General features: G+C 45.9%; 1 protein-coding gene. It reads left to right on the top strand.

The window, feature by feature from the left end; all coding sequences use genetic code 11:
• The first annotated feature begins 43 nt into the window (after nucleotides 1–43).
• Entirely contained in the window at nucleotides 44–16,138 is a 16,095-nt protein-coding gene (locus tag G4P54_RS10410) for a non-ribosomal peptide synthase/polyketide synthase (protein ID WP_167872603.1), read from the top strand.
• The last annotated feature ends 2 nt before the right edge of the window (nucleotides 16,139–16,140 follow it).

Here is a 16,140-nt window from a genome sequence, read left to right as displayed (position 1 = left end):
GAAAAGCATTATTTCTTTAAATTATATAAAATGAGGTGCTCCAATGTCGGCATTTAAAAATCAAGAAACGTACTGGGATAACCTGTTTGGTGAAGAGGACAGCCTAAGCGCATTCCCTTACTTTAAAGCAGCGGACAAAGCGCCATTGGCCCGTACCGGCTATCAGGAAAATTGCATCTGCCGTTCCTTATCTCCGGAAGTATCTCAAAGAATCATGACAATGGCTAATCAATCTGAAATGGCTGCCTATTTGATTTTATTGGCAGGTATTGAATGCTTGTTGTATAAATATACAGATCGAACGAGCCTGATTCTTGGCATTCCAACGGTATCGAAGCAAAAAAGCAGCCAGTCAGCCGTTAACACCATTGTTCTCTTGAAAAATACGCTTTCAAGTCAGAGCACGTTTAAAACCGTTTTCGAGCAGCTGAAAGAAGCCGTTACTGATTCGCTGAAAAATCAAAGCCTGCCGTTTAGAAAAATGGTTCAGCATCTAAACGTGCAATACAATGAGGAGCATCTGCCGCTGATTCATACCGTCGTTTCGCTTAACGAAATTCATTCTTTGCAATTTAAAGAAGACATTGCAGCCGATACGCTGTTTCACTTTGATTTGGAAAACAACGGGATTCATTTGCAGCTTTTTTATAACGGCAATCTTTATGATGAACGCTATATGGAGCAAATTGTATCCCATTTGGATCAGCTGCTGTCTGTGATCCTGTTTCAGCCTCAAGCCGCGATCCATACGGCCGAAATCTTACCGGAAGCGGAAAAACAGAAGCTATTGTTTGATTTTAATGAAACCGGCAGAGATTTCTCCGGGAAAAGAACCGTGTATCAATTATTTGAAGAGCAAGCAGAAAGAACGCCTGAACATACGGCGGTCAAGTTTAAAAACGCCCATTTGACGTACAGGGAATTGAATGAAAAGGCGAACCGTTTGGCAAGAACATTGCGTAACTGCGGGGTTCACGCCGATACGTTAGTCGCTATTCTGGCTGATCGTTCATTAGAGATGATTGTGTCTATGATAGCCGTTTGGAAGGCGGGGGGCGCTTATGTGCCCCTGGACCCTGAATATCCAAAAGAGCGGCTTCAATATTTGCTTCATGATGCGAATGCGGACGTTCTCCTTGTTCAGCATCATTTAAAAAACAGCCTCACCTTTGACGGCCCAACGATCGATCTGAATGATGAAGTATCTTACCATGCGGACGGCTCATTGTTATCACCAATAGCGGAACACAGCCATTTAGCCTATGTTATATACACCTCGGGCACAACAGGAAAGCCGAAAGGGGTCATGATTGAACACGGAGGCATTGTGAACTCGCTTCAGTGGAAAAAGGCGTTTTTCAATCATTCTGCCAAGGATCGCGTGCTTGTCTTGTATCCCTATGTTTTTGATGCATTCATTTTAAATTTCTTCGGCCCGCTCATCTCGGGTGCAACTATGCACCTTTTGCCAAATGAAGAGAATAAAGATCTTTTCGCCATTCAAAATGCCATGAAACAAGAAAGGATTACACATTTTTCAACTTCTCCCCGTCTTCTGAAAACGATGGTCGAACAGATGAACGCGGCCGACTTCATTCATGTTCAGCATGTTGTTGTAGGCGGTGAGCAGCTGGAAAAAGATACAGTTGAGAAGCTGTATTCTCTGCAGCCTCACATTCGAATCAATAATGAATACGGACCGACAGAAAACAGTGTGGTATCTACATTTCATCCTGTTCAGACTGATGATGAACAGATCACAATCGGCAAACCGGTAGCCAACCACCAAACCTATATTTTAGGATCGCACCACCAAATCCAGCCGATCGGCGTACCGGGAGAGCTGTATGTTGGAGGAGCTGGAGTCGCCCGCGGCTATCTCAATCAGCCTGAATTAACGGAAGAAAAGTTTGTTCAGCATTTGCTCCTCCCTGGTCAAAAGATGTATAAAACGGGTGATCTCGCCAGATGGCTGCCAGATGGAAGAATCGAATATGTAGGACGGATCGATCATCAAGTGAAAATTCGCGGCTACCGTATCGAGATCGGCGAGGTAGAAGCAGGCATGTGTACTCTGGACAATGTTCGTGAAGCTGCAGTCGTTGCGCGGGAAGACGAAGACGGAGCCAAGCAATTGTATGCCTATTATGTCGGCGATCCTTCTTTGACTGCTGCGCAGTTCAGAGACGTATTATCCCGTAAACTGCCGGATTTTATGATTCCATCCTACTTTATCCAATTGGAACAGATACCGCTCACTTCCAATGGAAAACTTGATCTGAAAGCTTTGCCTGCTGCTGAAGAAAATACCCAGACAGATAACGAATACATAGCCCCGCGGAACACAATAGAAGAACTGCTGGCGTCTATCTGGCAAGAAGTATTAGGGGCAGAGCGTATAGGAATTATGGATAATTTCTTTGATTTTGGAGGAGATTCGATTAAATCCATTCAGGTGTCTTCCAGATTGTATCAAGCCGGATACAAGGTTGATATGAAGCATTTGTTTAAATACCCTTCGATTGCTGAACTTAGTCAGTTTGTAGTGCCGGTTGGCAGGGTGGCTGATCAAGAGGAAGTGAACGGCGGGACAAACCTGACCCCGATTCAGCATTGGTTTTTTGAACAAAAAATGCCGCAAGCACACCATTACAATCAGGCCGTCATGTTATATTCGGCGGAAGGATTTAAAGAGGAGCCGCTTCGCCGGACGATGGAACGGATCGCCTCACATCACGATGCCTTAAGAATGATTTTTGAAAAAACGCCAGATGGATACGCTCCGCGAATTACAGGAACAGATGAAAGTGAATTGTACCATCTGGAAGTGATGAATTATAAAGGGGTAACCGATCCAGCTCAAGCGATTGCCGACAAAGCGAATGAGATTCAAAGCAGCATGGTATTAGACCGGGGGCCTTTGATGAAGCTTGGTTTGTTCCAATGCCCCGACGGAGATCATTTGCTGATTGCAATTCATCACTTGGTGATTGACGGAGTATCATGGCGCATTTTACTCGAAGATTTTGCAAGCGGTTATGAGCAGGCAGAGCGCGGACAAACGATCCAGCTTCCGCAAAAAACTGATTCATTTACATTCTGGACGGAGCAATTGTCCAAATATGCGAAAGAAACTGACATGGAAGAGGAGATTGCTTATTGGGCCGAGCTTTCAAGCACGGAGCCGCAGCCATTGCCTAAGGACAAAATAAGCGAAGGTCCATTATTAAGAGACAGCGAAGAAGTGACGATTCAATGGACAAAAGAGGAAACGGAGCAATTATTAAAACAAGCGAACCGCGCCTACAACACGGATATCAATGATCTGCTGCTGACTTCGTTAGGGCTGGCCGTTCACAAGTGGACAGGCATGGAAGACATTGTCGTGAATGTGGAAGGGCATGGGAGAGAACCAATTATCCCGGATGCGGATATTTCCCGCACGATAGGATGGTTTACAAGCCAATACCCTGTCGTACTGAGGATGAAAGCCGGAAAAGACTTGTCGCAGCGGATTAAGACGGTGAAAGAAGGGCTGCGCCGTATCCCTGAGAAAGGCATGAATTACAGCATTATCAAATATGTATCCGGGCGTCCGGAAGCCGAAAGCCTGCAGCTGAAACCGGAAATATCGTTTAATTACTTGGGGCAGTTTGATCAAAACCTGAATCATCAAGCTTTGCGCATATCACCTTACTCCACAGGGGTATCGATGAATGAAAGCCAAAAGAGAACGGTCGTGCTTGATTTGAACGGCATGATTGCTGAAGGGACATTATCACTGACACTGAGCTACAGCAGCAAACAATACGAAAGATCGACTATGGCGCAATTTGCCCGGAACTTGAAAGAAAGTCTGCAAGAAGTAATTGCGCATTGCGTAAGCCGGCAGCAGACTTCCCTCACACCAAGTGACATCTTGTTAAAGGACATCACAATAGACGAACTGGAACAGCTGTTGGAGCAGACGCGTGAATTAGGCGAGGCGGAAAATATTTATCCATTAACACCGATGCAGAAGGGGATGCTGTTTCACAGCTTGTTTGACCCGAATTCAAGTGCTTATTTTCAGCAAACGATATTTGATCTGGATGGAGATTTAGATATTGATGCATTTTCGAAAAGCTTGGATGGCTTATCGCAAACATATGATATTTTCCGGACGAATTTTTACAGAGGCTGGAAAGATCAGCCGCTGCAAATCATATTCAAAACGAAAAAGATCGGGTTTGAATTCATTGACTTACGCGAGATGAAGGAATCACAAAAAGAAGAGATGGTTCAGGAGTATGCCAGAAAAGATAAGATGCGGGGCTTCGACTTAGAGAAAGACGCATTAATGCGGCTACTCATTCTTCGTACAGCTGAAAAGACATACCGTTTTATCTGGAGTTTTCATCATATTTTGATGGACGGCTGGTGCCTGCCGCTGATTACAAAAGAAATATTCGAGCATTACTTTGCCTTGCTTCACAAAAAGCAGCCTGAACAATCGTCCATTACTCCGTACAGTCAATATATTGAATGGCTCGGCCAGCAAGATGCGAAAGAGGCCATGGCTTATTGGGATCAGTACTTGGAGGGATATGAAGAGCAAACCGGCCTTCCTAAGGATCACCATGCAGCGGAAGACGGACGATACGTTCCGGAAAAAGTGACGTGTGACATAAGCTCCGATCTCACTTTAAAAATGAAGCAGACGGCCGGCAGACGCCATGTCACGCTGAACACGCTGCTGCAGACGGCATGGGCGGTTTTGCTGCAGAAATATAACCGAAGCCGTGACGTTGTGTTTGGAAGTGTTGTATCCGGAAGACCTGCTGGAATTCCAAACGTGGAAACGATGATCGGCTTATTCATTAACACCATTCCCGTCCGGTTCCGATGTGAAGCCGGAACAACGTTTGCCGAGCTTATGAAAGAGGCGCAGGAAAGGGCTGTAGCGTCTCAACAATTTGAGACGCACCCGCTGTACGATATTCAAGCGCGTACTACGCAAAAGCAAGATTTAATTACACATTTAATGATATTCGAAAATTATCCGGTTGATCAGTATATGGAAAGCATAGGCCGCCAAAACGGAACATCCATCACGATTTCCAACGTACAAATGGAAGAACAGACGAACTATGATTTTAATTTGACCGTTATACCGGGCGACGAGATGAACATCTCTTTTGAATACAATGCAAATGTGTATGATCGGGCAAGCATAGAGCGGGTTCGGGAACATTTCATGCAAATCCTGCATCAAGTCGTGACAGATGCGGATATCCGGGTGGATCAAGTGGAATTGTTAACGGAAGGCGAAAGAAGAACCCTTCTGAAGACGCTTAACGACACGGCCGCGCCGTTTCCGCAGACGCCGGTTCATCAATTATTTGAAGAGCAATCGCAGCGTACGCCCGATCAAGCGGCTGTCATTGAAAAGGACAGGCAGCTCACGTACGGAGAGCTCAATAAGCGGGCCAACCGATTGGCGCGAACGTTAAGAGCAAAGGGAGTGCAGGCGGATCAGCCTGTGGCCATCATCAGCAGAAACAGTATCGAATCGGTGGTCGGGATCCTTGCCGTTTTAAAATCAGGCGGCGCCTATGTCCCGATAGATCCGGAATATCCGCAAGACCGCATCCAGTATATGCTGGATGACTCCCAAGCCGGAATCGTTTTAATGCAGCGAGATGTCAGGGAACAGCTTTCCTATGAAGGCGTCACAATTTTACTAGATGATGAAGAGTCGTATCACCACAATGCCTCTGACCTTGAGCCGATAAGTGATGCAAGCCATTTGGCATATGTCATTTATACGTCAGGTTCCACAGGCCGTCCAAAAGGCGTACTAATCGAGCACCGAGGTTTGACCAATTATATTTGGTGGGCGAAAGAAGTTTATGTAAAAGGCGAGAAAGCCAACTTCCCATTGTATTCGTCAATTTCTTTTGATCTGACGGTGACTTCTATTTTCACACCGCTTGTCACAGGCAATGCAATCATCGTCTATGACGGAGAGGATAAAACAGCTCTGCTTGAATCGATTGTGCAGGACCCGAGGGTGGATATCATTAAATTGACCCCGGCCCATTTGCAGGTTTTGAAAGAAATGAACATTGCCGATCAAACGGCTGTCCGAAGAATGATTGTGGGCGGGGAAAACTTAAGCACCCGGTTAGCCCGCAGCATTCATGAACAGTTCGAAGGCCGGATTGAAATATGCAATGAGTACGGACCGACGGAAACCGTTGTCGGCTGCATGATTTACCGTTATGATGCCGCAAAGGACAGACGGGAATCGGTACCGATCGGAACCGCTGCGGCAAACACGAGCATTTACGTTCTTGATGAGAATATGAAACCCGCACCGATCGGAGTGCCGGGAGAAATCTATATCAGCGGCGCCGGTGTGGCAAGAGGATATTTGAACCGTCCCGAATTAACGGCAGAGAAATTTGTCGATGACCCGTTTGAACCCGGAGCGAAGATGTATAAGACCGGAGATTTGGCGAAGTGGCTGGCGGACGGAAACATTGAATATGCGGGCAGAATAGATGAACAAGTGAAAATCAGAGGCTATCGTATCGAATTAGGCGAGATCGAGGCGGGACTGCTTCAAGAAGAAGCGATCAAGAAAGCAGTCGTTACAGCTAGAGTTGATGTCCACGGGTTTAAACAATTGTGTGCATATTACGTGAGCAGCGGGCAAGTAACGGCAGCCCGGCTCCGAAAACAATTGTCTCAAAGCCTGGCGAGTTATATGGTTCCGGCTTATTTTATCGAGCTTGATGAAATGCCTTTAACTTCTAATGGAAAAATAAACAAAAAAGAGCTGCCGGCTCCGGATTTCGAGCTGCAGGACAGAGCAGAGTATAAAGCTCCCCGGACAAAAACGGAAGAAATATTAGTTTCTGCCTGGGAATCGGTATTAGGCGCTGAAAACGTCAGTATTCTTGATAATTTCTTTGATCTAGGCGGTGATTCCATTAAATCCATTCAAGTATCCTCCAGATTAAATCAGCAAGGATACAAAATGGAAATCAAAGACTTGTTTCAATATGCAACAATTGCAGAATTGAGTCCGCATATCAAGCAGAATCTGCGTATAGCCGATCAAGGTGAAGTCAAAGGAAAAGTCAGCCTGACTCCTATTCAGCATTGGTTCTTCGATCACATAACGACAGATCAGCATTATTATAATCAAGCCGTCATGCTGCATGCGCTGGAAGGTTTTCAGGAAACGCCGCTTCGTCAAACCCTGCGAAAGCTTGCTGAACATCACGATGCGCTCCGCATGACGTTCCGGACTACGGAAAATGGATACGAAGCACAGAATGCAGAGATCGCCCAAAGCGGGCTGTACCACTTAGAAGTCCTGAACCTGAAAGAAGATTCCGATCCGGGGCGGACAATTGAAGCCAAGGCTGATGAGATACAAAGCAGTATGCGTTTAAGTGATGGGCCGTTAATGAAAGCCGGGTTGTTTCAATGTGCAGATGGGGATCATTTGCTCATTGCCATCCATCATTTGATTGTAGATGGGGTATCATGGCGCATTTTACTGGAGGATCTCGTGAGCGGCTACAAGCAAGCCGAGAACGGGCAAGTGATTCAACTGCCGCAAAAAACAGACTCTTTCCAATTATGGGCTAAGAGACTTTCAGAATATGCGCAAAGTGAAACGATAAAACAAGAACAGGAATATTGGACAAAGATCGAACAAACCGAAGTAAAACCGCTGCCTACAGATTTTCAGGAAACCCATACAACTGCAAAAGACAGTGAAACAGCAACTGCGGAATGGACGAAAGAGGAAACGGAGCTCTTATTAAAACAAGCGAATCGCGCTTATAACACGGAAATAAATGATTTGCTTTTAACTTCTCTCGGTCTTTCTATATCCCATTGGTCGGGGCTTGACCGGATTCCGATTCATTTAGAGGGACACGGAAGAGAACAGATCATTCAAGATATGGATATATCGCGCACGGTCGGCTGGTTTACTAGTCTGTACCCGGTTGTGCTGCACGCGCAGCCAGGCAAAGAAATCTCTGATTATATCAAAACGACCAAAGAAGGACTGCGCCAAATTCCGCATAAAGGGATCGGATATGGAATAGCAAGGTACTTAAGCGGCGGAATGCCATCGAAACTCAATCCTGAGATCAGCTTTAACTACCTGGGGCAGTTTGACCAAGATTTACAGCAGCATAGGGTTCAATTATCTTCTTACTCCTGCGGTTCAGACTCAAGCGGCGCTCAAACCAGACCATATGTATTGAATATAAACGGAATGATCACCGAGGGTCAGCTGAAGCTTACGATCAGCTACAGCAGCAAACAGTACGCAAGAGAAACAATCAAGCGGTTATCGGAAACGATTCAAAGCCGCCTGCGGACCATCATTACGCATTGCGTTCAGAAAGAACAATCGGAACTGACGCCAAGCGATATTTTGTTAAAAGGCATGTCCATTGACGAATTGGATCAGCTTCTCCTTCAACTGCCGCATACAGGTGAGATTGAAAACGTGTATCCGCTCACTCCGATGCAGAAAGGAATGCTCTTCCATAGCCTGCTGGACGAGGCCTCAAGTTCTTATTTTGAACAAGCATCGTTCGATTTGCAGGGAGAGTTAAAGATTGATTGGTTTAAAGCAAGCCTTGAACGATTATTTGAAAGATACACCGTGCTCAGAACCCGTTTTTACAGCGGCTGGAATGATACTCCTTTACAAATTGTCTATAAAACGCAAAAACCGCAAATTCATTTTGCAGATCTGCGTGATATAGAGGAGCACCTGAGAGGGGATGCAATCGCAGCCTATCAAAGAGAAGATAAGGCAAAAGGATTTGACTTGGCTCGGGATCCGCTGATGCGCATAGCGATTTTTCGTATGGAAGACCGCAAATATCATTTGATTTGGAGCTTCCATCATATTGTTATGGATGGCTGGTGCCTGTCTCTTATCACGAAGGAAGTGTTTGATCATTATAGCGCCTTACAGGAAGGCAGGGAAACAGAACCGTCATCCGCCGCTCCTTACAGCGACTATATTGAGTGGCTTGACCGCCAAGATCAGGGAGCAGCAAAGCGGTACTGGAGCGAGTATCTTGAAGGATATAAAGGTGAAACCGCGCTTCTTCATAAAACACCGCAGCATGAACAAAAAGAATACGCTTATGCCAATGTGATCTGCCAATTTGATCACGAACAGACAAAACAATTACAGCAGATCGCAAATCAGCATCAGGTTACGTTAAATACGTTGATCCAAACGTTATGGGGAGTTTTATTACAGAAATACAGCGGGTCTGGGGATGTCGTCTTTGGCAGTGTCGTGTCGGGAAGGCCGGCGGAAATTCCTGATGTGGAACAGATGATCGGCCTGTTCATCAATACCATTCCGGTTCGCATCCGCTGCGATGAGGACAGCTCTTTTGCAGAAACGATGAAAATGGTTCAACAAAACGCTCTGGCTTCCCAATCGTACGATACCTATCCTTTATTCGAAATTCAGGCCCAAACGGAACAGAAGCAAAACCTAATTGAACACATACTGATCTTTGAAAACTATCCGATCGGGCAGCAGGTTGAAGAGGCAGGTCATTATGATACGGAACTGAACATCACGAATTTTCATATGCAGGAACACTCCCATTATGATTTGAATGTGGTTGTTATACCTGGCGAACAGCTGGCCGTTCATTTCGGTTTTAATGAAAACGAATATGAAAAATCAGAAATGGAGCGGATCCGCGGACATTTTGAACAGATCATACAGCAAGTATTACAGAAGCCGTCTGTCAAAATAGAAGAATTGGAGCTTTTGACTCAGCAGGAAAAAGAACACATGCTCAGCCGCTTTCAGTCTAATGACATGCATTACCCGCGTGAAAAAACGATTCATGAGTTGTTCGAGGAACAGGCGCATCGTACGCCGGACAATACAGCGGTTGTATTCGAGGGTAAACAATTCACCTACGAAGAACTGAACCGGCGGGCTAATCAGCTTGCGCGAACCTTGCGGGCAAAAGGAGTGGGGGCGGATCAGCTTGTCGGCATTATGACTGAACGCTCGCTGGAGATGATGGTAGGCATTTTGGGAGTTTTAAAAGCGGGCGGCGCATATTTGCCGATAGATCCTGATTCTCCGTCTGAACGCATTCGTTATATTTTGAGCGATTCAAGTCTCAGCGTATTGCTTTATCGTGGGAAGCTTCCGGATGGTATCGACTTCCCAGGAACATGTATCGATCTCATGGAGGAACATGCCTACCATGAAAAAGGCAGCGGCCTTGCGCTCTCTTATCAGTCGAGTCAACTGGCCTACGCCATTTATACTTCCGGCACGACGGGCAAGCCTAAAGGCACGTTAATTGAACATCGCCAGGTCATTCACCTGATAGAAGGGCTGAGCCGCCAAGTATACTCTGCCTATGAGACGGAGCTGAATGTAGCCATGCTCGCCCCATATTATTTTGATGCTTCTGTTCAGCAGATGTATGCTTCCTTGCTGTTAGGTCATACCTTGTTTATTGTTCCCAAGGATGTCGTGTCAGACGGTGCAGCATTATGCCATTACTATCGGCAGCATTGCATTGATATAACTGACGGAACACCTGCTCACTTAAAGCTTTTGATAGCTGCAGGGGATTTGCAGGGAGTCCCGCTTCGGCATCTGTTAATCGGAGGAGAGGCTCTTTCCAAAACGACGGTAAATAAATTCATGCAATTATTCGGCAAGCCTGGGGATGCGCCTGCGATCACCAATGTATATGGGCCTACAGAAACTTGCGTAGACGCGTCCCTGTTCAACATAGAATTTTCTGCCGAGGCTTGGGCACGCAGTCAAATTCATGTTCCGATAGGCAAGCCGTTAGGCAGAAACCGCATGTACATTCTTGATTCAAAAAAACGGCTGCAGCCGGCTGGCGTTCAAGGCGAGCTGTATATTGCCGGGGACGGGGTCGGGCGGGGTTACTTGAACCTGCCGGAACTAACGGATGAAAAATTTTCTGCCGATCCGTTTGTCTCGACGGACCGAATGTATAGAACCGGTGATCTGGCCCGCCTCATGCCGGATGGAAATATTGAATTTATCGGCCGGATTGATCACCAGGTGAAAATTCACGGTTTTCGAATTGAGCTCGGTGAAATCGAAGCGGTCATGCTTAACGTTCCTGATATTCAAGAAACCGCCGCAATTGCCCTTAAAGATGCGGATGGAGATTATTTCCTATGCGGATACTATACTGCGGATAAGCCAATACAGATCAGTGAACTTCGCGAAAGAATGGCCCGGCATTTACCGGGATATATGATACCGTCTCATTTTGTGCAGCTGGATAAGCTGCCGCTGACGCCAAACGGGAAGTTGAATCGCCAGTTATTGCCGGCTCCGGTCAAAAAGCGTGACAGCGGCATAGAGTACGTCCCGCCGCAGACTCCGACAGAAATCCAGCTGACAGCTATTTGGCAGGATGTTCTCGACTTAGAGCAAGTCGGGATTCGAGATCACTTTTTTGATATTGGCGGACACTCTCTGCGTGCAACCGCGCTTATCGCAAAAATACAAAAGCAAATGCATGTCAAAATTCCTTTGCGGGACGTGTTCCGTTTCCCAACCATTGAACAGCTCGCGCGGGAAATCACGAAAACTGAGCTAACTGGGTATGCCGCCATTCCTGCAATTGAAAAAAGACCTTATTATCCGGTATCCTCGGCTCAAAAACGATTGTACATTCTTAATCATCTGGAAGGCGGAGAACTCAGTTACAACATGCTGGGACTGATGGCTGTCGAAGGTAAGCTTGACCGTGATAAACTGCAGCAAGCCTTCCGCACGCTGATTCAGCGTCACGAATCTTTGCGCACCGGTTTTAAAATGACCGGCGGAGAACCTGTTCAGTATGTCTTAGATCAGGCAAAGTTCGAAGTAGAGTGGTATCAGGCAGTAGAAAATGATGCGGACCTTTATATCCGCCAATTTATTCGTCCGTTTCATCTGGAGGAGCCGCCGCTGCTTCGCGTGGGGCTGATTGAATTTCAACCTGACCGCGGACTTCTCATGTTTGATATGCATCACATTATTTCTGACGGAACTTCCATGAGCGTATTGATTAGAGAATTTATTCGGACATATGAAGGAGAGACATTACCGCCTTTGCGCATCCAGTACAAGGACTACGCAGTATGGCAGACCGGAGAATCGCGGTTAAAGCAGATCCAAAACCAGGAACCCTATTGGTTAGAGCTTTACAGCGGCGACGTTCCTGTCCTTCATCTGCCGACCGATTATATCCGGCCGTCATCACGAGATTTTGCGGGAGCCACGATGCATTTTACACTTGATAAGCAAAAAAGCGACGGATTAAAAAATTTGGCATCCCAAACCGAATCTACTTTATATATGGTGCTCCTTGCCACTTATACATTGTTGCTTTCAAAATACAGCGGCCAGGAAGACATTATTGTCGGCAGCCCTATAGCGGGAAGACCGCATGCCGATTTGGAACCCATTATCGGAATGTTTGTGAATACACTGGCGATGAGAAATTACCCTGAAAAAGGGAAGACGTTCACTCAGTATCTGTCCGAGGTGAAGGAGAACGCATTAAAAGCTTATGAGCATCAAGATTATCCGTTCGAAGCGCTGATCGATCAACTGAATATCGCCAGAGACTTGAGCCGTAATCCATTGTTCGACACCATGTTTGTGCTTCAAAACACGGAGCAGGAACAGCTAGAGATAAATGACGTAACTTTTAAACCATATCCAAGCGAACATACGATGGCTAAATTTGATTTAACCTTAACGGCTGTGGAAGAAGAGTCGGGTATTCACTTCACGATGGAATACTTGACGGCTCTGTTTAAACCCAAAACGATCGAACGCATGATGGGGCATTTTATGCAGCTGATTGATTCGATTATCAAACAGCCTGAGGCCGAGCTGGCTTGTTTGGATATGATGACCCAAGAAGAGAATAGTGACATTCAGAAACTCTTTAACGATACTGCAGCAGGAACACGAATTCCGACTACAGTTCATCAACTTTTTGAGCAGCAGGCTGCGCTTAACCCGGACCATGAAGCCGTCATGTTTGAAAATCAGACTCTGACTTATCGTCAGCTGAATGAACGCTCCAATCAGCTGGCGCGCATCCTTCAAGATAAGGGTGTTGGCACTGATCAGGTGGTTGCCGTTCTCACGGATCGCTCAGCAAATATGATCATCGGCATTTTAGCCATATTAAAGGCGGGCGGAGCATTTCTACCTATCGATCCGGAACTTCCTGATGAACGGCGGGCTTTTATGTTGAAAGACAGCGGCGCCAGTGTGCTTTTGTCTGGCGCGGGTTATGCCATTCCGACGCTCTTTAAAGGGGAAGTGCTTCTGCTTGATGATCCGTTGCTATATCAGGGCGGGACAGACAATCTTAATCTTTTCTATTCGGAAAATGACTTAATGTACGTCATTTACACATCTGGTACAACAGGGAAGCCAAAAGGAGTTCAGCTTGAGCATAAGACGATGACGAATCTGCTCGCTTATGAGCAGGATCATACGCAGCTTCGCTTTGACAGAGTGCTGCAATTTGCCGCAATGAGCTTTGATGTCTGCTATCAAGAAATGTTCTCCGCGCTTTCAAGCGGAGGAACACTCTGTATCATCAGCAATGAGGCAAAACGGGAAATACGCCAGCTCAATGAATTTGTCAAAATGCACAGGATACAAACAGCATTTCTTCCGACCGCGTTCCTTAAGCTTCTTGCCTCGGAGAAACACTATTTCGAACCATTTGCCGAATGCATGGATCACATCATCGCTGCGGGAGAACAGCTCATCGTAACAAGGATGCTGCGCGACATGCTGGCACGCCATCAAGTCACATTGCATAATCATTACGGTCCGTCGGAGACGCATGTCGTGACCATGTATACCGTTGATCCGAATACAGATCAGGAGCTGCAGCCGATCGGCAAACCGATTTCAAATACGGAGATTTTCATTTTGAATGAAGCCGGAACGCTTCAGCCTGTCGGAATCGTCGGCGAACTTTGTATTTCAGGGGTCAGCTTAGCAAGAGGTTATCATAACAGGGAGCCTTTGACGCTCGAAACTTTTGTTCCGCACCCATATGACTCGAATCAACGGATGTATAAAACAGGCGATCTGGCCCGTTACCTTCCTGACGGAAACATTGAATATGCTGGAAGGAGGGACCATCAGGTCAAAATCCGCGGTTACCGGATTGAACTCGGCGAGGCGGAAGCTGCTCTGCTGAGCTTCGAGCATGTACAGGAAGCAGTCGTTCTGTCCAGAGAAAATGCAGATGGCCAAAGCGATTTATATGCCTATTTTACAGCGGAGCAATCACTCTCGATCAGTCAGCTGAAAGAAAAACTCGCTGAACAAATACCGGGATACATGATCCCTTCATACTTTATCCAATTAGAGAAACTGCCGTTGACCTCTAATGGAAAAGTAAATCGAAGAGCATTACCAATTCCTGAAGCAGGTTTGCATACAGGAACCGACTACGTTGCTCCGAGGACGAATATGGAAAAGCAGCTGATATGCATCTGGCAAGACGTTTTGAAGGTAAAAGAAATAGGTGTAAAAGATAACTTTTTCGATTTGGGCGGCCACTCGTTGCGGGGGATGACGCTCATCGCCAAAATTCATAAGCAATTCAACAAAAACATTTCATTGAGAGAGGTCTTTCAATGTCCGACAGTTGAAGAAATGGCAAAGATCATTACGGAATCTGAAGACATCGGGACGGATTATATTCCGGCTGCCAAAGAAAAAGATGTTTATCCTGTATCCTCCGTACAGAAGATGGTTTACCTATCAACACAAATTGAAGGCGGCGAACTCAGCTACAATATGCCGGGAATCCTTACATTAGAAGGAAAAATTGATATAAATCGCTTACAAACTGCTTTCCAAAGATTGATCCAGCGTCATGAATCGCTGCGTACAGGATTTGAAATGGTCCGCGGAGAGCCGGTGCAGGTGATCAAACCGCAAGTGGAGTTTTCTATTGAAAGATACAAGGCAGCAGCTGACGAGGTTGAGGAATGTTTCCGCGCCTTCGTGCGGCCGTTCGATCTCAGCCAGGCTCCATTACTTCGGGCCGGACTCATCGAGTTAGAACAAGACCTGCATATTTTCATGTTTGACATGCACCACATCATTACAGACGGCGCCTCCATGAATATTTTTGTCGAAGAGCTGATTCAATTGTATGACGGCAAAGAGTTAGCTCCGCTCCGTATTCAGTACAAAGACTTTACGGAATGGAAACATCAAAAAGAACAGAAAGAACGAATCAAGAAGCAGGAAGATTATTGGCTCGGTGTATTTCATGAAGAACTGCCGTCATTCGAGCTGCCGAAAGATTTTGCAAGACCGCCGGTAAGAAGCTTCGATGGGAAGCGGCACAATTTCACGCTCGATAAGACTGTGATCCAAGGTATAAAACAGCTGGAAGACTTGACCGGTTCCACCGCTTATATGATTTTGTTTTCGGCCTATTCCATACTGCTGGCTAAATACAGCGGTCAGGATGATTTCGTCATCGGTACGCCTATTGCAGGGAGACCGCATGCGGATTTGGAATCCATCATCGGTATGTTTGTCAATACATTAGCCATCCGTACCGCTCCGATGGCGGAAAAAACATTTATGGACTATATAACTGAAACGAAAGAAACAATGCTGAAGGCTTTTGAAAATCAAGAGTATCCTTTTGAAGAACTAGTAGAAAAACTGGGTGTAAAACGGGACTTAAGCCGAAATCCATTGTTCGATACGATGTTTGTCCTGCAAAATACGGAACAAACGGATATTGAAATAGACTCTCTCACCGTCAAACCTTATGAACAAACGAATGCTACAGCTAAATTTGATTTGCAGCTGACTTTTGTAATGGACGACCAAGATGAGATACAAGGCAGCTTTGACTACTGCACGAAGCTATTTAAAAAGAAAACCATTGCTGTATTGGCCAAGGATTACGTCATGATCCTCTCGGCGATTTTACGAAACCCATCCATTCCTTTAAAAGACATTCAATTAAGCGAAAAAGTGAACAAAAGGAAACATCTCGCAAGCTCAATCGAATTGGATTTCTAATC

It is taken from the genome of Bacillus tequilensis (genome assembly GCF_012225885.1).
GTDB lineage: Bacteria > Bacillota > Bacilli > Bacillales > Bacillaceae > Bacillus > Bacillus tequilensis.
Note: the sequence above shows the minus strand (reverse complement) of the source record. Positions and strands in the feature narration are given on the sequence as shown.

Bases quoted from the DNA above. Each gene is read 5' to 3' on its own strand.
- G4P54_RS10410 (WP_167872603.1), top strand. From the start codon at position 44: ATGTCGGCATTTAAAAATCAAGAAACGTACTGGGATAACCTGTTTGGT.